Annotated in this window: 20 protein-coding genes; 9 read left to right on the plus strand and 11 right to left on the minus strand. The window is 52.8% G+C overall.

Going from position 1 to position 18,019, the window contains the following annotated elements:
* Positions 1-9: 9 nt before the first annotated feature.
* The 6 genes from VFA09_20335 to VFA09_20360 form a co-directional block, all read right to left on the minus strand.
* On the minus strand, positions 10-2,784 hold the full coding sequence (locus VFA09_20335) for a hypothetical protein (protein ID HZU69633.1): 2,775 nt from the start codon (positions 2,782-2,784) through the stop codon (positions 10-12).
* Between the two features lie 247 nt (positions 2,785-3,031).
* The gene (locus VFA09_20340; protein ID HZU69634.1) at positions 3,032-3,412 is read right to left on the minus strand and encodes a VOC family protein; all 381 of its coding nucleotides are present in this window, start codon (positions 3,410-3,412) and stop codon (positions 3,032-3,034) included.
* Between the two features lie 146 nt (positions 3,413-3,558).
* The gene (locus VFA09_20345) at positions 3,559-4,101 is read right to left on the minus strand and encodes a cob(I)yrinic acid a,c-diamide adenosyltransferase (GenBank protein HZU69635.1); all 543 of its coding nucleotides are present in this window, start codon (positions 4,099-4,101) and stop codon (positions 3,559-3,561) included.
* 111 nt (positions 4,102-4,212) lie between these two features.
* Positions 4,213-5,082: a hypothetical protein gene (locus tag VFA09_20350; GenBank protein HZU69636.1), complete on the minus strand. Its 870-nt coding sequence runs from the start codon at positions 5,080-5,082 to the stop codon at positions 4,213-4,215.
* A 178-nt stretch (positions 5,083-5,260) separates the two neighbouring features.
* Positions 5,261-5,416 carry a hypothetical protein gene (locus VFA09_20355; GenBank protein HZU69637.1) on the minus strand — a complete coding sequence of 52 codons (156 nt, stop codon included), beginning with the start codon at positions 5,414-5,416 and terminating at the stop codon, positions 5,261-5,263.
* 171 nt (positions 5,417-5,587) lie between these two features.
* Positions 5,588-6,286: a Chromate resistance protein ChrB gene (locus tag VFA09_20360; protein ID HZU69638.1), complete on the minus strand. Its 699-nt coding sequence runs from the start codon at positions 6,284-6,286 to the stop codon at positions 5,588-5,590.
* Positions 6,287-6,500: 214 nt separating this feature from the next.
* Here VFA09_20360 and VFA09_20365 point away from each other — a divergent pair, with 214 nt between their 5' ends.
* From VFA09_20365 to VFA09_20385, 5 genes are all read left to right on the plus strand, one after another.
* Entirely contained in the window at positions 6,501-6,896 is a 396-nt protein-coding gene (locus tag VFA09_20365; protein ID HZU69639.1) for a nuclear transport factor 2 family protein, read from the plus strand.
* A gap of 61 nt (positions 6,897-6,957) precedes the next feature.
* Positions 6,958-7,419 (plus strand): pyridoxamine 5'-phosphate oxidase family protein, encoded by a 462-nt coding sequence (locus tag VFA09_20370; GenBank protein ID HZU69640.1) that lies wholly within the window; start codon positions 6,958-6,960, stop codon positions 7,417-7,419.
* Positions 7,420-7,424: 5 nt separating this feature from the next.
* A complete protein-coding gene (locus VFA09_20375) occupies positions 7,425-8,348 on the plus strand; it encodes a prenyltransferase (GenBank protein HZU69641.1) in 924 nt (307 codons plus the stop codon).
* Between the two features lie 98 nt (positions 8,349-8,446).
* The gene (locus tag VFA09_20380) at positions 8,447-8,872 is read left to right on the plus strand and encodes a hypothetical protein (protein HZU69642.1); all 426 of its coding nucleotides are present in this window, start codon (positions 8,447-8,449) and stop codon (positions 8,870-8,872) included.
* 35 nt (positions 8,873-8,907) lie between these two features.
* Positions 8,908-9,678: a 3-hydroxybutyrate dehydrogenase gene (locus VFA09_20385; GenBank protein HZU69643.1), complete on the plus strand. Its 771-nt coding sequence runs from the start codon at positions 8,908-8,910 to the stop codon at positions 9,676-9,678.
* 79 nt (positions 9,679-9,757) lie between these two features.
* Here VFA09_20385 and VFA09_20390 read toward each other — a convergent pair whose 3' ends face one another.
* Positions 9,758-10,942 (minus strand): acetyl-CoA C-acetyltransferase, encoded by a 1,185-nt coding sequence (locus VFA09_20390; protein ID HZU69644.1) that lies wholly within the window; start codon positions 10,940-10,942, stop codon positions 9,758-9,760.
* A gap of 457 nt (positions 10,943-11,399) precedes the next feature.
* Here VFA09_20390 and VFA09_20395 point away from each other — a divergent pair, with 457 nt between their 5' ends.
* Positions 11,400-12,065, plus strand: a complete 666-nt coding sequence (locus VFA09_20395; protein HZU69645.1) for an acetate uptake transporter — start codon at positions 11,400-11,402, stop codon at positions 12,063-12,065.
* Between the two features lie 120 nt (positions 12,066-12,185).
* Here the strand turns inward: VFA09_20395 and VFA09_20400 are convergent, their stop codons facing one another.
* Positions 12,186-12,587 (minus strand): hypothetical protein, encoded by a 402-nt coding sequence (locus tag VFA09_20400; protein HZU69646.1) that lies wholly within the window; start codon positions 12,585-12,587, stop codon positions 12,186-12,188.
* A gap of 195 nt (positions 12,588-12,782) precedes the next feature.
* Positions 12,783-13,544 carry an aquaporin gene (locus VFA09_20405; GenBank protein ID HZU69647.1) on the minus strand — a complete coding sequence of 254 codons (762 nt, stop codon included), beginning with the start codon at positions 13,542-13,544 and terminating at the stop codon, positions 12,783-12,785.
* 243 nt (positions 13,545-13,787) lie between these two features.
* Here VFA09_20405 and VFA09_20410 point away from each other — a divergent pair, with 243 nt between their 5' ends.
* Complete coding sequence (locus tag VFA09_20410; protein HZU69648.1) at positions 13,788-15,272, plus strand: MFS transporter; 1,485 nt, start codon at positions 13,788-13,790, stop codon at positions 15,270-15,272.
* A 115-nt stretch (positions 15,273-15,387) separates the two neighbouring features.
* On the opposite strand, the gene VFA09_20415 is transcribed toward VFA09_20410, so the two are convergent.
* Positions 15,388-16,251 carry an LLM class F420-dependent oxidoreductase gene (locus tag VFA09_20415; GenBank protein HZU69649.1) on the minus strand — a complete coding sequence of 288 codons (864 nt, stop codon included), beginning with the start codon at positions 16,249-16,251 and terminating at the stop codon, positions 15,388-15,390.
* Between the two features lie 114 nt (positions 16,252-16,365).
* A complete protein-coding gene (locus VFA09_20420) occupies positions 16,366-17,313 on the minus strand; it encodes a GNAT family N-acetyltransferase (protein HZU69650.1) in 948 nt (315 codons plus the stop codon).
* Between the two features lie 77 nt (positions 17,314-17,390).
* On the opposite strand from VFA09_20420, the gene VFA09_20425 reads away from it, so the two are divergent.
* The gene (locus tag VFA09_20425) at positions 17,391-17,621 is read left to right on the plus strand and encodes a DUF433 domain-containing protein (protein HZU69651.1); all 231 of its coding nucleotides are present in this window, start codon (positions 17,391-17,393) and stop codon (positions 17,619-17,621) included.
* A complete protein-coding gene (locus tag VFA09_20430; protein ID HZU69652.1) occupies positions 17,611-18,000 on the plus strand; it encodes a DUF5615 family PIN-like protein in 390 nt (129 codons plus the stop codon). Before VFA09_20425 ends, VFA09_20430 begins: the two co-directional genes overlap by 11 nt.
* Positions 18,001-18,019: the final 19 nt, after the last annotated feature.

Raw genomic sequence — 18,019 nt, forward strand, 5'->3', positions numbered from 1 at the left:
AACACAAATTTAACTCCGCTCGGTTATCTCATGGCTCAGACGGGCTGTCTTCCTGCCCTCAGCAGATGAGATACCCATGGGGTCATTTTCTCTAAGGGTATGCTGCTGCTGGATCAGCATGGCTACGAGGCCCGTCCAGCCGGTTTGATGGCTCGCGCCGAGACCGCTGCCATCCTCACCATGAAAGTATTCATGGAATAGCAGATAATCGCGCCAGCGCGGGTCGCGCTGCATGATCTCATTGCCGCTGTTAAAGGGACGATGGCCGGATAAATCGCGCAGGAAGAGGCGTATGAGGCGCTGCGAAAGTTCGTCCGCGACTTCCTTTAAGGTGAGATAGCGGCCCGAATCGGTCGGGCATTCAACCTTAAAATCATCGCCATAGTAGTGATAGAACTTTTGCAGGGATTCGATGAGCAGGTAGTTGATGGGAAACCAGATGGGGCCGCGCCAGTTAGAATTGCCGCCGAATAAACCAGAACGGGACTCCGCGGGTTCGTACTGCACGGTATAAGGGATTCCATCGACAGAGAGGACGTAAGGGTTGGCGGCATGAAACTTGCTGAGCGAGCGAATACCATAATCGCTTAGAAATTCGTCCGGGGCGAGCATGCGTTTGAGCAGGGATTTCATGCGGTGGCCACGCACAAGCGCCAGCAGACGACGCTCACCCGCGTCGGGCTGCTGCCAGTGCGATACGAGACGCGTGAGGTCGGGGCGATATTTTAGAAACCAGGTCAGGTGACCTCTGAATCGGGGCAGGGCATCGAGCAGTTCTGGCTCCAGCGTTTCAACGGCGCAGAGAGGGATGAGGCCAACCAGCGAGCGAATCTTGATGGGCAGGTGGGAATCGTCGGGCAGGTGCAGTACGTCATAGAAGAACTCGTCTTCCTTGTCCCACAGCTTGATCCCCTCGTCGGCGATATTGTTCATGGCGGCGGCTATGGCCAGGAAATGCTCGAAAAATTTGAGCGCGATATCCTCATAGACGGGATTATTGAGCGCCAGTTCCAGCGCAATGGTCATCATATTCAGGCAGAACATGCCCATCCAGCTAGTGCCATCACTCTGTTCGATATAACCGCCCGTTGGTAAGGGCGCGCTGCGATCAAAGACGCCGATGTTGTCAAGCCCAAGGAAGCCGCCCTGGAAGACGTTCTTGCCTTCGGAGTCCTTGCGATTGACCCACCAGGTAAAGTTGAGCAGCAGTTTGTGGAACATGCCCTCCAGAAAGGCACGGTCCGCATGACCGGTCTGCTCCTGGTCGATTTTGTAGACGCGCCAGGCCGCCCAGGCGATTACGGGTGGATTGACATCGCCAAATGCCCATTCGTAGGCCGGAAGCTGTCCGTTGGGATGCATGTACCACTCACGCATCAGCAGGTAGAGCTGGCTTTTGGCAAACTCGCTATCGACCAGGGCAAGCGGTACGCAGTGAAATGCCAGGTCCCAGGCGGCATACCAGGGATATTCCCACTTATCGGGCATGGACATTACGCGCTCGTTATAGAGATGGCGCCATTCGGCGTTGCGCCCATAGCGTCTTTGATAGGGAGGCGCGGGTTGAGCCGGGTCGCCTTTCAACCAGAGGTCAACAATGTAGTGATAGAACTGCTTGCTCCACAGCATACCCGCGAGCGTCTGGCGCTGCACGCGTCGCTGATCTTCATCCAGACCGGCAGGTTGAAGAGCGGCATAATATTCATCTGCTTCCTGCTGCCTTCTGTCAAAGACCTGGTCGAAGTCCGCGAAAGGCGAGCTTACAGCAACAAACTGCCCATCCTGTACTCTTGTCAGGCGCAAACACAGGGTCACTGTAGCCCTGGCAGCTATCGTTCGAGTGTAGAGCGCGGCGGCTTTGGTACCTGTACGGGCAGGATTGACGGCTTCCTGACGACCGTGGATAAGATACTCGTGGAAGGCATCTTTGACATAGGGGGTGGAGTTTGGCACACTAAAGAGGCGCTCGTGGTTGGTGTCATTATTTGTGAAAAGCAGGTCGTCTGCATCCTCGCAGGAGAGCATGTAGCTGCCCAGCATGGAGTGTTCGGCCTCGATTATCATGAGAGAGTGGGAATGGTTCAGTTTTGCAACCGGATTTGAACTTCCCTGTTTCAAAAGAGGGCGATCAGATTCTGCTCCCCAGGACCAGGTATTGCGAAACCAGAGGGTGGGCAGCAGGTGCAGTAGCGCCGGTTGATTGCCGCGATTGATGGCGCGGATACGTATCAGAATATCTTCGGGGGCGGCTTTGGCATATTCTATGAAGATGTCGAAATAGTTGTTGTCGTTGAAGATACCTGTATCCAGCAATTCAAATTCGGGGTCGTGCCTGCCGCGCCTGGCATTTTCTTCGACCAGTTGCCGGTAGGGGAACGCGGCGTGCGGATATTTGTAGAGCATGCGCATGTAGCTGTGCGTGGGAGTGCTATCGAGGTAGAAGTAGCATTCTTTGACATCTTCGCCATGATTGCCCTGTGTGCCTGTCAGACCAAATAGACGCTCTTTGAGGATGGGGTCATAACCATTCCAGAGCGCGAGGGCAAAGCACATGCGTCCTTTGTCGTCGCTGATGCCACCCAGGCCATCCTCATTCCAACGATAAGCTCGCGAGCGAGCCATATCATGTGAAAAATAATCCCAGGCGCGGCCATCCGGGCTATAGTCTTCGCGCACGGTACCCCAGGCTCGTTCGCTGAGATATGGTCCCCAGTGTCGCCATGGATCACCATCGGTAATTAGACGATTATATTCAGCGGTAGCCTGTAAAGACTGGCGTTCCATGATCTATTCCATCCTCTGACCGGGCTTAGCGACGAGATGTCGTGATAAAAACGAAATGAGGCAATGTAAATGGTTGCTTTATTATATACGCATGGATTATCTGGTTTAAAGGATAGACGGGGAGGGTATGGATTTTTGGGGGATTCAACTTCGCGGAATGCTGGTTCAGACAGGGTGAACTGGATATTCACCCTATCTTTTGTAAAGTTGTGATCATTCCATCTATACAGATGAAGACTGAATTGGATTATGCGCGTGGCAGATTCGTGAATAACGCCATGTGGTTTCCAGATGGGTCGGTAAAAATGGCAAACCAGCCAATACCGGGGATTTCGGTCTTGGGCAGCACGGTTTTGCCGCCATGCGCCTCTACTTGCGCAAGCGAGGCCTCGATATCATCGGTGCCAATATAGAGCAGTGGGCTATCGACCTTGTACTGAACCATACCGCCATCGGTGGATTGATGTACGCCGACGAAGCCACCACCGGGGCCACCTTCAGCCTGGAACATGGTATAGTCGAAATTTGGATCGGTTTGCACTTCCCAGCCAAAGACATCAGCATAAAATTTACCAGCCGCGCGGGTATCTTCAGCGGGAATCTCGATGTGAACGAAAGGATGGGCCATGTGAAAATCTCCTTTAGTTAAGCTAATTTCGGGCTAAATGGGTCACAATTGTTTGAGGGCATCCACAGACAGTATAGGATAAATGTTCTAGTAAGTCAAGGCAAAAATGACGGGTAGGACTTTTGTCTTTTCGCCGGGCAGATGGCCTATTCGGGCAATTCTGCCAGTGAAGATTTCACCTCAATATAGCGGGCAAGAATAAAGACAAGGTCTGAAAGGCGGTTGAGGTAGCGCACAACTTCGCCATTCTGGATGATGCCATCGTGTAGCAACTTGACGGCCATACGCTCGGCGCGGCGAATGATGGTGCGGGCCAGGTCGAGCGCGGCGCCATCGAGGGTGTCGCCGGGGATAATAAATTTATTGGGAATTTCTACCTCCTGCTTGAGTTGCTCTTCTACCTGTTCCAGGCGTTTGACATGGTCAATGGTCATTTTGAGGCCCATTTTTTCGTAGTTTTCGGGCGGTGTTGCCAGTTCGCCCATCAAAAGGTAGAGCTCCTGCTGAATCTGGTAAATGATCTGTTTGACTTTGGGGTCCTGGGCCATAGCGCGCGCCAGGCCGAGGGCGGAGGTGGCTTCATCGACGGTGCCGAAGGTGTCGGGGCGCGGGTCGTATTTGGGTACGCGCTGCTCGCCAAGCAGGCCGGTATAGCCTGTATCGCCGGTGCCGGTTGTTACTTTTGCCATGTATTTGCTCCTTTTGAGGATGATTATCAAGTGTTATGCCCTTGCAAACTTCTATGCTCACTGTATCAGAATATCACTTTCGGGAAAGATTTTTTGCTGCTCAACGTGTCATTATCTTGGTGAATCAAGATAGCGATAGGTGCGGCTGACACGGCGCCAATCGAGTTCTTTGCCACGGACAGGACGTTCCTCATCCAGTGCTTCGAGGCGGTTGGTAGCGAGGAAGCGTCGACGCAGGTTCGAGAGGTCGATCTGTTCATCTAAGGGGAAAAAGGCTTTGTAGAGCAACGTGGCCTCGGCCAGTGTCAGTGTGCCATCGCCGGTTGCCGGTTCATTCATAGTGGAAAAGGGGCGCGTTTCCTTACCCCGGCGTCTAGATGTATCCTGTTTCCACCATTCAGTCCCTGAATCGGAAGCGCCCATCGACGCCATATCCGCGAGATAGCGCAGCACAATTTCGGGGTCGCGCTGCACTTGCGAACGTAAGGAGTGGAGTGCTGCTTCAAGCACAGGCTGGACTTCGGGATCAAGGATATGGCGGCCCGATTCGATATCAGCAACCGATTTCCAGCTGACGCGCAAGCTGGGGACAGTATGTTCGTGCAGGTTGGGACGGAGTTCATCGCGATTGGCGCGTAGCAGGAGACTGTGGATCAAGGAAACTGAGGAACCCTGGTCAGAACTCTTCCAGATATAGATCTGCTGCTCCTGCCAACCGGCCTTGAGTCGCAGGAGTGTTGCCTGTTCGGACCAGACGAGCAGGGCCTCCAGCGTGCGATCCACTGCATCATTTACCGATTCTGAGCCGGCTACCAGGCGCATGGGAGGTCCCCACGGACTATCACGCAATAAGACCCACAATGACCAATCACGAATGGCAAAAATAACGACGCTTGTAGTAACGATCATCTGGCGAGGAGCAATATCGTGCGCAGGCCGCGCCTCAATTGTCCTGCCAGGGCCTGTTGAGGGCTTATGCATAACAAAAAACTAACCCCGTTTCATTATGGATGGTCTGAATACTATCGATTGTACCCATTTCTGGGCGCAAGCGCAAGAGTAGTGCGATTTTTAGCGTATGTGGGGGTCAAGGAAATCAAAAAGACACTCCTGATCTACCTGAGGAGTGTCCTTTTTTATTGAAACTGCCGCTTTACCCTTAGTGGGCAAAAATCAGATGCAGGCCCAACGCGGTTGCGGCAGAGGCAAGCACAGCCAACAGTTGAAGGAGACGAATTTTCAGAAGAAATTGGCGATTATCGATAGCGATGGCTTTGGCACCATTGGATTGACGAACATATTGTTGATTCTGCATAACCTTTTCCCTCGTGTGAAAGAGAACCAGATGTATGTTGAAAGCGTTCTGGTCTTCATTACTCTGGCTTTCAATTACATATACGCAGGGAGTAACAGTTTGGTTGCATGGGTTTTATGAACTGGCTCACAATTACGCAGATTGTATGCTATGTCACAAAATTGTCAGATTTCACACTGGTAGTTCCGGTGGCTCGCTCTCATTGCGACGTGAATGTACCTGCTCCACGTGCCCGGCGACCATAGAAGTATCGCCGCTTGAGGACGCCATCTCCGGCTCAGTTGTGGCTGGCAGGAGGTCGCTGTGCATTTCCAGCAAGCGGCGGGCGCGGCTATATTCCTGGTCGAGCAGCACGCGGAAAAGCTGTTCGCATACTGCCAGCGACTCGGCGGCAGCGGCGCGTTTTGAGGCGGTCAGGGAGCCGAGCATATCATGCCGTTTGGCGGTACGGAACAGCACATGCACTTTTTCCAGCACTTCGGCAAATTCGGCATGCACCTGCTCGTTCCAGTTCTGGGTTTCGACGACTGTCCTGGCCTTGGCGAGGAAACGCGCGCAAACTTTGATGACCGTGTTGTATTCGTTATTTCGAGCTTCGACAATTACCTCGAGAATGCGGCGTTCATCGGCGGTGTCGAGCGCTACGACCGAAAAGATGCTTGCTTCGCCGCCCATCTCGCGAATTTCATGCGCCAACTGGCGAAATTGCTTTTCTACCTCTTCCGAATATGGGAGCAGATACACCGAATTCTGAAGCGCAAAAGCGCCCAGATTCTGTAAACGCCGCCAGACCCAGACACGCTTTTGCGATGGCTCGCTCGGTACTTTATATGTCAGTTGCAACCAACGGATAGCTTCACGTTCCAACATGGACTTTTCCCCCGACATAATGAAAATAGCCAGTAACGATTGTTACCAACTGTGGTTATCGTACACCTATCGTCAAGTGGAGTCAAGCACGTTAATGACTAACACTGCCCTATCGTACAATTTGGAACTGACCTTCTGCCCGGTGTGACCATCAGAATTGACGCTATAATAACGGCATATTATCCTGCTTTATACGATGAAAGGAAAAAAACGGATGGATTATGAATCCTTCAAAACCTGGTTCGAGACGTTAGGACGGGCCTGGGAGAATCGCGACCCACATGCGGCGGCAGCACTTTTTACGGAGGATGCCATCTATCATGAAAATCCATTTGAGGAGCCGATGCATGGTCGCACGGCCATTTATCGCTATTGGTCCGAAGAGACACAGGCTCAGGAACAAATCAGGTTTCATTCGGAAATCCTGGGTGTGACCCAAGATACGGGATTTGCTCACTGGTGGGTGTCCTTTGTGCGCATATCGTCCAAGAATAAGGTGGAATTGGATGGGATTTGCGCTATTCGTTTAAATGATGAGCATCTATGTTACTCATTGCGGGAATGGTGGCACGCGCGGGAGCAGGGAGCTATTGGAACGCAGGCACTATGATATGCATAGAGGAGCTTTTTAGAATCGGGCAAGTGTGTAGAGCCCCAAAGGAGAAATAACTATGGATGATACGACTGGCGAGAAGGTTTCTGCGTTTCTCGCACAATATGATACGATGGCGATTGCCACAATGCACGATGGTCAACCCTACGTTACGCGCGTATTTTTCGTTGAGGATGCTGACAGCGATAGCAGTTTGAAGCTGTATGGGACCTTCATTACGTCATCGCGCAAGCTGGCGAACCTGCGCGAAAACCCGCGCGTGGGTCTCTTTATTGGTCCCAGCGAACCGACGATCTGGCTTGAAGCGACAGCCGAGGCCCACATTCTGACCGATGATAGCGCCGTTGCAGCCGTGCGCGAAAACCTGGGGAGAAAGTCGGCGGCAGCAGCAGGATTTATTGCCATGGTTCCCACCGCGGCGGTAGAACTGCGGGTAAACTGGCTGCGCATCACGGACCTGACAGGAGGCCCCCTCTATACAGAGGTTAGCTTTAACAAGGAGTCCTCTGGCGGGGAGTAACGTATATGAATAGATTGCAGCTTTTTTTGCAGGTAACGCGAGCGCGCACATTGCCGGTGATGCTCGCGCCGGTACTGATTGGTTCGATTCTGGCGTGGCAGCAGGGTTCGCCATTTTATTGGGGATTATTCGCGCTGACCCTTATTGGAGCGTTAGCCGCGCACCTGGGAGCCAATGTCGTCAACGATGTATTCGATTTCAGCGAAGGAGCAGACCAGGCCGCAGCGCGGATTATGCCGGAGGGACAGACGGTGGCTACTGGTTCGACGTTCCTGCTCAATGGCAAACTCTCATTGCGAACCTACCGCGTACTGGCGTTTTCCTGTTTCGCGATTGCCCTCATCTGCGGCATTGTATTGAGCCTCTTCCGGCCATGGGCGTTAGCGTTTGGCGCGCTCGGTTTCCTGCTGGCCTTTTTCTACGTTGCGCCACCGTTGCGCCTGGCATATATTGGGCGCGGGCTTGGCGAACTGGATATCCTGATCTCGTTCGGCATTTTGCCGGTCGTTGGTTCATACTATACTCAGTCCGGCACAGTTACATTGACGGCACTACTTGCTTCCCTACCAATTGGTCTGTATACGATGGTGGTACTCTACTTCCATCATTTTTTGCACTGGCGGGCCGACAAGCAGGTGGGCAAAGTGACGCCGGTTGTGGCATTGGGGGAGCATGGGGCGCGCATCGTGGGGGCCTTTTTGTTGCTATTGATAGCGATTGTGCTGCTGATCGATATTTTTTTACGAGCGCTGCCATGGTATAGTATCATTGCCGCGCTGACGATCATTCCGGTACAATTCGCTTTGCGGGATGCCAGGGGCGACCTGAAGCAATACCTGAAGCTGATGGCAACCAATTTCAACGGTGATATGCAGGCGGCACTGCTGATTGTCATTGCGCTGCTGGTGAGCGGTTTCTTGCACGTGTAGGTTTTGACAGGCTATTGGCAAGAACTTCGGAACAGGTTACAATGCGAGGAGGGTATTTGAAATACCTGGCAAACAAACTATGAAAATCGAGGTGTACATTGACAACTGGAGTGAAAATGTCGCTGCGCCTGTTCGCGACGCTGGCGCTGCTTATCGGTCTATTCATGTGGATATTTAATATTAATGAGCAAACGGGCAGTTTGATGACTACGCTGATCGCGATACACATTACCTGCGCGGTGCTGGTGTTGTTGCTCTCGATTACGGTCTTATTCTTGCCGGTACCGGCGGGCGGCAATATTCGCGCTTTTCAAGGGTTGACCGTCCTGCTGGCCGTCTGCACCATGCTGGTGGGCTATTTGCAACTGGTCGGAGTAATCGATGGCCTGGTGGCCCCATTGCTGCACCTGATCCTGGCACTGGCAGTTGTGAGCGTGATTGAGACGACGCTGGCACGGCAGAAACGTCTTTCTCAGGCAAGCAAGCAGAATCTCAGTGTGAACGCACAGGCTCCCGCGGAGTAACCATCGCTGATGATACGAGTAAGGAGACAAACGCGATGACGATACTGGAAGGAAAAGTGGCTATTGTAACGGGCGCTGCCAGTGGCATTGGCCTGGCAATCGCGCGCGACCTGGCGGGACGTGGTGCCCGGGTAACACTGTCGGATATCGATGTAGAGCATGGAAGCGCCGAGGCAGCTCAACTGCCGGGAGCGCGTTTTCAGAAAGCCGATATGTCCAGGGATGAGGATTGCCTGCGATTGGTAGCGGATACTACTGCTGCCGAGGGCAAGGTCGATATCCTGGTCAATAACGCGGGCATCCAATACGTTGCGCCGATTACGGAGTTTCCCGAGGAGAAGTGGCGGCTGCTTATCGATATCATGCTGACGGCGCCGTTCGTGCTGACGAAGGCCGTGTTGCCGGGGATGTACGCGCAGCATTGGGGGCGGATCATCAATATCTCCTCGGTTCACGGGCTGAGAGCTTCAGCTTTCAAATCTGCATACGTGGCCGCCAAGCATGGCCTGATCGGCTTGACGCGGGTGACGGCGCTTGAGGGTGCGGAACATGGCGTGACGTGCAATGCGATCTGCCCCTCTTATGTGCGAACCGCGCTGGTGGAGAAACAGATTGCTTCGCAGGCAAAGGTACATGGCATTCCAGAATCCGAAGTGGTTGAGAAGATTATGGTGGCCGAAGCGCCTATTCATCGCCTGCTGGAGCCGGACGAGGTTGCGAAGTTCGTGGGTTACCTCTGCTCCGATGATGCGAGTGGCATAACGGGCAGCGCAATGACGATAGATTGCGGGTGGACGGCTCATTGATAGACAAAGGATGGTGAAAGCGATTCCACCAGGGCGACCGCAAGGGTGCGCCCTGGTTGGCACGGTCAATATATTTTTTCTACGCGACGTTCTCGATGACGGCTGCGATGCCCTGTCCGCCGCCGATACAAAGCGAGGCGGCGCCATATTTGAGGTGGTGGCGGCGCAGTTCGTACATCAGGGTCAGTACCAGGCGCGCGCCGCTGGCTGCCAGGGGATGACCGATGGAGATCGCGCCGCCGTTGACATTGGTCTTGTCGCGATCCAGGCCAAGTTCTTTTTCGACGGCCAGGTATTGCGGGGAGAATGCCTCGTTGACCTCGACACGGTCCAGGTCGGAAAGGCTCAAATCGGCACGTTTAAGTGCCTGGCGAATGGCCGGAGCTGGTCCAATGCCCATGATTTCGGGTGGAACGCCGACAACACCCCAGGAGATCAGGCGAGCGATGGGCTTCAGGTTATGTTGCTGCACTGCGTCGCCCGTTGCTAGAATCACGGCTGCTCCCGCGTCGTTGATGCCGCTGGCATTGCCGGGGGTGACGACGCCACCCTGGCGGAATCGGGATGGCAGTTTCGCCAGGGCCTCCATGGAGGTGTCACGAATGCCCTCGTCCTGCGTGATCTGAACGGGATTGCCCTTGCGGTCCTTGACTGTGACGGACACAATCTCTTCGGCCAGCAAGCCGGCCTGCTGGGCGCGACGAGCGGCAGTCTGACTACGTAAGGCATACGCGTCCACCTGTTCTCGCGTCAGGCCATATTTTTCGGCGAGATTTTCGGCTGTGATTGCCATACCGCAGCCGACATAGCTGTCTATGAGAGCCTCCCACAGGCTATCCTCCAGTTGCGGTGCCTGCCCAAGTTTGAAACCGTTGCGCGCTCCACGAATAACGTGGGGGGATTGTGTCATATTTTCTGCGCCGCCAGCAAGGGCAATCTGGCCCTCGCCCAATTGCAGCATCTGGGCGGCGCTGACGATGGCCTGGAGGCCAGACCCGCACAGGCGATTCACGGTGAGCGCCGGAGTTTCAATGGGTAATCCGGCTTTCAGCGCGACATGGCGCGCAAAATAGATGGCATCCTTGCTGGTCTGAATGACGTTACCCATTACTACTTGATCGATCTGTTGGGGATTTACTCGGCTGCGTTCGATAGCTCCCCTGGCAGCGATGACACCAAGGTCGATAGCACTGACATCGGAAAGGGAGCCTTGCAATACGCCAAATGGAGTTCTGGCTCCATCAATGATATAAATATCCTGCATGATTGATTTCTCCTTGCTGGTGAAACGACTATTTGCCATTAAGTAAAGTGTAACATCCAAAAGACTCGAGTCGCAAGCGGCAAAAACCCTGGCAATCCCCGTTACAAACGGGCTTTTTGTATGTTATAATGTCCTATAAGCACAAGCCTCAAGCGAGTGTAGCATTGATGGTTGTGCAGGCTACATCTATCGAAGGAAGGAGGTAGATAACCGGCATCATTTATACATAGGCCATACTTCACTATTCTCTGTTAGCGTTGTGTGAAGTTGATCGCCCACCCTGGGCGATTGCAAACCCATCCATAAGGTCTGTGGATGGTTCGTATCCTACCTACTCTTGCAGGCACCGCGGCCTGCGACAAGCAGATGCAAGAGGTTAAACCTGGTGTTTACCTCACATGCACTAATGAGTGTGTACATGTATTGCTAGTCTTTTAATGAAAGGTGGGAACCTTTAATGGCTCAAGCTATTGAACGTACCGAAGTCGCAGCTCCGGCCGTTGCTAACCCTGCTCCTCTTGGCCTTAGCGCCTTCGCACTTACTACTTTTGTCCTCAGTGCCGCCAATGCACAATTCATTTTCCACGGCGATCCGATTGCTACGGGGAACATTGCTCTCGGCCTGGCGGCTTTCTATGGCGGTCTTGTGCAACTTATCGCCGGTATCCAGGAGTTTAGAAATAACAATACCTTTGGCGCGACTGCCTTCTGCTCCTATGGGGGCTTCTGGCTTGCCGTCGCAGTTACGCTCACGCCATTATTCGGAGGCAAGAGCCTTGTCGACCTTACTGCTGGTGCGCCGGCATCTGCGGCCGATATCTCTGCTGGAGCTGGTATGTTCTTCCTGGGCTGGACCATCTTTACTGGATTGATGTTCCTCGGCACGTTGCGAAGTAACCTTGCTCTTATAGGCGTTTTCTTCCTCCTGTTCCTGACTTTCCTGGCGTTGACGATCGGCTGGTTTTCAGGCGTCCCACTTCCAGGAACTGGCGCTTTGACCTGGGTTAATATTGGTGGTTGGCTCGGCATTATCACTGCGCTTATTGCCTGGTACACGGCACTTGCCGGCGTGCTTGCTTCCACCAAGTCCGCTTTCCAGTTGCCAGTTTTCCCGATGGGCTAATCTTTCCAGTGTTGCAAGCTTAGCTAAGGGCCTCTGGTTAGCGGTGGTAAGTAGGAGCAACATAAACAAATTCCTCCTTGCCATCCGAGAACCGGAGGCCTTCTCGATTGTTGGTTGTATTTACCTTGATGTTGTTTCGCTGAGCGTTCGCGAGCGCCCATTCTTCATCTTGTTCGCCAGCTGGCGTGCTTCGTCCATGAAAGTGGGTCGGCGCGCACCTGAACCTTTACTTGAGGTAAGCTGGATAGTAGCCTCGCCACTACCACCAACCGGATTCGATGCTCCTATGAGCAATTGTCCAACAAAGCGAGTTGGCGCTGAAGCACCAGGATTATTCAGCATCTTGAACAAAGGAATGGCGGCGATAAAGATTGCCAGCGGGGGTTCGACCAGTTCAAGGGCAGTTGCCAGGCCAAGTCCTCCATAATAGCCAATTGTGCGCGGCCAGTCGATTTCAACCGGGCCAATACGACTACTCATTCCTAGCTGCTGTTGATTCACGTCTTGTTCAGATTGAGCCATGGTTGCTCTTCCTTTCTATTCTCTTCCATGTTCTTTGCTTCCTTCTTGTTTCCTAATGGTCGTCCGACGACTATGCGAGGCCGATCAATCGGCGCTGGGCGCGATCAATCGGCCCCTACGGCACAGCGGTGGGCCGATTCGTTGGTCTCGTCGCTCGGTTATTTTGTTACATTTCATTATCCTTGTGGTCACCTGTTATTTACCTTCGGCAGTCTCAACCTCATCCTGAGTTGTTCCACCATGTAAGAGCCAGGCAATGCCGACAGCTACCAGTCCACCCACGACCGGGCCAACCACATAAATCCAGGCATTGCTCAACTGACCACTGACAATGTAGGGGCCAAGCGACAGAGCCGGGTTCATTGCGGCACCACTGATCGGCCCGGCAAACAGGCCAGCAAGCGCAATTGTGCCACCTACCGCCAGCGCTGCCGTGGGGCCGACCAGGCTATGATTGGTAGCGGTAGCCAGGATCACGGTTATCAGGAAAAAAGTAAGCACCATCTCGAATACCAGCGAAGTGAGTATGCCATAATGCGGCTCCGGAGCGCCGAGATGCTTCACCAGGCCGAAGAATGCAAGTAGCAAGAGGGCAGCAAGTATCGCTCCAATAAATTGGGCCAACCAGTAAAGAGGCACGCGGCTCCAGCGAAAGTCCCCCCGCACAGCAAACGCCAGCGTCACGACCGGATTAAAATGCGCGCCGGATAGATTGCCAAAAGCATAGGTCATTGCCATAATCAGCAATCCCGGGGCAACGAAACGGGCTGCGTCACTTACCGCACCATGAGTCACCGTAGCAATAACAGCACCACCTGAGGCTACAAATGTCAGCGCAAAGGTGCCGACCAGCTCTGCCAGCATGCAGCGAGGTAGATCAAATGGGCGTTTTTTACTATCCGCTGCCTTTTGTTTACTACTCTCCTCACTCTGCTGAGGTTTTGTTTCACTTACCATAGATTTCTCCTGTCTCTCAAATCACTGCCCCAAGGAAGAAAGCTGTATGTACTGCTTCCCACTCTAATCCTATTACGTAGGTTACATAAAAAGGTGTACTATAAGATGGGTAAGCTTCTCTTCATCCTGCTTGCAAGAACCACACATGAACTCAAAAGGTCTTCATGTTGCGTGTTATAAGTGATATGCCAATGCGATTGCTACTTTTACGCACATGCTTCTAAAGGCGGAAGGAGGCTGCTTATGAGGACATATGAAGATACACTGAGGCAACTTGATGAGAGCCCGCTCTCCAGTTTTCATTTTAAGACGGTGGTAACTTCGGGCATGGGCTTCTTTACTGATGCCTATGATCTTTTTGTGATAGGTGTTGTTTCAACGATCCTCAAAAGTGTCTGGCATATCAGCACATTGGATATTTCTCTCTTGAGCAGCACGGCATTGCTGTCAGCTGCTTTGGGTGCGATCATTTTTGGGCGTATCGCGGACCGTTTCGGGCGCAAGTTTGTATATGGTTATGAATTGCTTGTGCTGGCAGCCGGGGCTATTGCTTCGGCTTTCGCGCCGGGTGTAATCTGGCTGCTCTTTTTCCGTTTCGTGCTTGGTCTTGGCATCGGCGGGGATTATCCTGTCAGCGCCACGCTGATGAGTGAATATTCCAATCGTTATGATCGCGGCAAGTTGATTACCCTCGTGTTCTCGACGCAGGCGCTCGGTTTGATTATTGGGCCATTGCTGACGGTATTGTTGTTGAGTAGTGGGGTAGATCAGAATCTGACCTGGCGTATTCTGCTGGGGGTGGGAGCTATTCCGGCCCTGGCAACTTTCTGGTTGAGGCGTCAAATCGCGGAATCCCCGCGTTTCGCATTGGCACACGGCAATACGAAGGAGGCCGAACAGGCGGTGCAACTGGTCGTTAAAGGAAAGCAAGATGGGGTCAAATGCGACAGGATTCACAAGCAGATAACCGATGGGTCGATTGAGAAGATCAATCCGGCAATCAAAGTTGTTGCCGATGGTGATGGTGTGAACATCCAACCCGGGCATATACTTTCCGCGCGCGAATTGTTCACGACGCGGCATTTGTTGATATGGTTGATTGGCGCTGCCGGTACATGGTTTTTGCTGGATTTCGCCTATTATGGCACGACAGTGTCTACGCCGTTAGTGATTAAGCTGTTTAGCCCGCAAACAACACTGCTGCAGAATATGCTCTATACGCTGCTCATCTTTGTGGTGGCGGCTCTTCCTGGCTACATCGTCGCGGCACTGACAATTGATCGCCTTGGACGCAAACGTATTCAGTGGACGGGATTTGCCATGATGGCGATCTCCTATGGTCTGCTCTTCCTCTTTCCGGCGCTGACACAAATCGCCTGGACCTTCCTGCTGCTTTATAGTTTGAGCTACTTTTTTACCGAGTTTGGCCCTAATGTGACGACGTTTGTGCTGCCGGCCGAGATCTTTCCGGTCGAGGCGCGTACTACCGCACATGGCATAGCGGCTGCAACCGGAAAGATTGGAGCGTTTCTAGGAGCCTTTCTGTTTCCTTTATTGCTCAGCAACGCGGCTTTCAAACTGCCCGGAGCCATGGGCATTGCTGCCCTGGTGGCTCTCGCGGGCTTCGCGCTGACCTTCGTGCTGCCGGAACCAGATCATAAATCACTGGAAACCATTCAGAAGGAAGGCGAACAGGAAGATCAGCAGGCGGATGTGAAAGCGGGTTGAGGATAGGGGATCGATTTTGAGAAATTTCCCGCAAGGCCGATGAATCGGCGATGTGTACGATCAATCGGCCCCTACGGCTTCGTCGTGGGGCCGATTGATCTTTCTATCGATTACCCTATTTTCCTTCGAATTCCGCTGCCAGGGGCGCGATTATCTCTTCTGCCAGCCGATGCGCGATGCCTTCGGGATAGGGGGCGCGCAGGTTGAGAATGATATGCGTCGCGCCTTCCGCTATATAAGGACGCATGCTGTCGATTGTCTCATTCATGTCGTTATAATTGACCTGCCGTTGGATAGAGCGCTGAATGGCTGATGGGTCGCGTCCAATTTCTTTACAATATCCGTTCAGAACCTCATTTTTATGGCGGAACGTTTCGATATCGCCGCCAACGAAGTTCCAGATGTCGGCATATTTAGCCACGACGCGCAGCGTCAGTTGCTCTCCGCTGCCACCAATCACGAACGGCGGATAGGGTTTCTGGACGGGCTTGGGCTCGCAACGCGCGTCTTTGAGTTGATAATATTTGCCGTCGAAATTGGCCACGGTTTCCGTCCACAGCAGCTTGACTACTTCGCATGCCTCACCCAGGCGACGGATGCGCTCGCCCGGCTTGTAGAGGGGAATGCCGTACATGCTGCACTCCAGCTCGTTCCAGCCTGCTCCGATGCCGAAGTCCAGGCGGCCATGTGAAATTTGATCGACGGTCGCGCCGATTTTTGCCAGCACGGCAGGGTGGCGATAAATATTGCCTGTTACCATCAATCCGAGACGCAGGCGCTCCGTCCTGGCGGCCAGCGCCCCTAGCAGCGTCCAACCCTCTAATTGAGGGCCGGTCGGGTCAGGGCCGAGCGGAATGAAGTGATCAAACGCCCAGGCATGCTCTAAGCTGGGGACGGTATCGGCCTCGAGCCAGACACGCAGGATGTCATCGTAAGTAGTAAATTGGGGTGCGGTTTTGAATCCGAAGTTCAGTTTCACGAGATTACCTCTCTTGTTATTGATTTTGATTATGGTATTACCGGGCTAAGGAAATACCAAATGCCACACTGTATAGTACCATATGATTTCCCCCGTTTGGGATAGCTTGTTCATCTATTTTGTTAACGCGCGTCGATACGAGATGGCCTCCTGCATAGGGGTAAATCCGAGACCGCGGTACGATGCGAGTGTAGACAGCGCATCGCCCCAGGACTCCATTTCAATTCTGGCGGGCGCTTGCGGGATCAACCATTGGACGGCAGTCAGGACGAGCGGAACATGGAGGCCTGTTTCACGATATTCTGGAACAATGCCTGGAGCATCAATGAGCGCGGTTGGCACTCCTCGCAGCGATGTGAGGTGTTCGCTCATTTCGGCGCGGCACATTCCGGCAACTGTTCCGCCAGGCGCAAAGAGCAGGAATATGCCCTCTTGAATGAATTGGGGAATCCATTTGCCCAATTCCTCTCGTTCAACATGCCGGTGTCCCCATAAGCCCTCGTAGCCGCGGTTCATTGCTTCAACGAGGAGGTCCAACTGCTGCACCTGGTCGTAGCTACGAACGGTAAATCCAGAAGGCATTCTGGCTATAGGAAATCCATGGATTTCCGTAGCGAGCATGCGGGTATACATTGCCACAGGTTCGAAACCATGCGCGCTTAAGAAAGCCCTTGCAGCCGAATTCTGAACTGTCGCATAGGCCCGTACATCCTGCGCGCCCTTCTCGTGGGCGCGAGCAAGAAGATGGTTCAAAAGTTGGCTTCCAATGCCATACAGCCGCCATTGAGGATGAACAGCGATGTGGACATCGGCATGCTCATCGTCAGGCCCCTGAAAAACTACTCCATAGCCAATGAGCGCATCGCTGTCAGATGGAAATACCACCCAGCGATCATGCATGGGGTCATGCCCAGGCCAGATTAATTGCTCGCGCAGCATCGCCTCGCTTACATCTTCGCCATCCTGGTCTGTTTGTTCGACGATTTGCAGGAGCGTCATAAGGGCAGTGAAATCGTGCTGAGGGTCAAAGTGACGATAGGTGAATGTGTTGGCCGGGTTCATTAGTGATAAGTCTCCTCTCTTTCATTTTATCATGTCTCACAGTGGCATATTGTATAATATGAGGCAGGAGGTAAGTTATGGCTAGATCAGAAATTTTCCCAGGCATTGTTTCAGATTCGGAAATTCTTGGCGGAGAGGCAACCATTAAGGGGAGAAGAATCCCTGTATCACTTGTTCTTGGCCACCTAGCAGGCGGTATGAGTATAGAAGAGATCATGTATGAGTATGACCTCACGATAGAGGATATTCGTGCAGCTCTCGGTTACGCCGCTAAAAGGATCGGAGAAGAAGTGATTCATGCCGGATGAAAGTAGTAAGAGAAGATTTTTGTTAGATGAGAATCTCCCCAAAAATCTGCTGAAAGAAATGAGGAAAGCTGGATTTCCTACTTCTCGTGTAATCGATGAAAGGTTAAGAGGAAAACCCGATTCCGCTATTTTTCGTCGAACTCGCTCTCAGTTTGTAATTATTACAAGAGATAAGGACTACCTCAGGGTAGATTTATTTCCGAGCCCTCATTCAGGGATCATTGTAGTGAATTTGCCAAATACCACTCCTGTTGCTGAGGTCGTAAGTAAAGTGGTGGGTGCTGTGAGTATCTTACAAGAGGAAGATCTTACTAACATGGTTTACGTTGTTGAAACCGATCAGATTTATTTATTCTCTCAACATGGACATGAATGTTAGGATGCCTATCCTAACAGTG

The organism is Ktedonobacteraceae bacterium, assembly GCA_035653615.1.
In the GTDB taxonomy this organism is placed as follows: domain Bacteria; phylum Chloroflexota; class Ktedonobacteria; order Ktedonobacterales; family Ktedonobacteraceae; genus DASRBN01.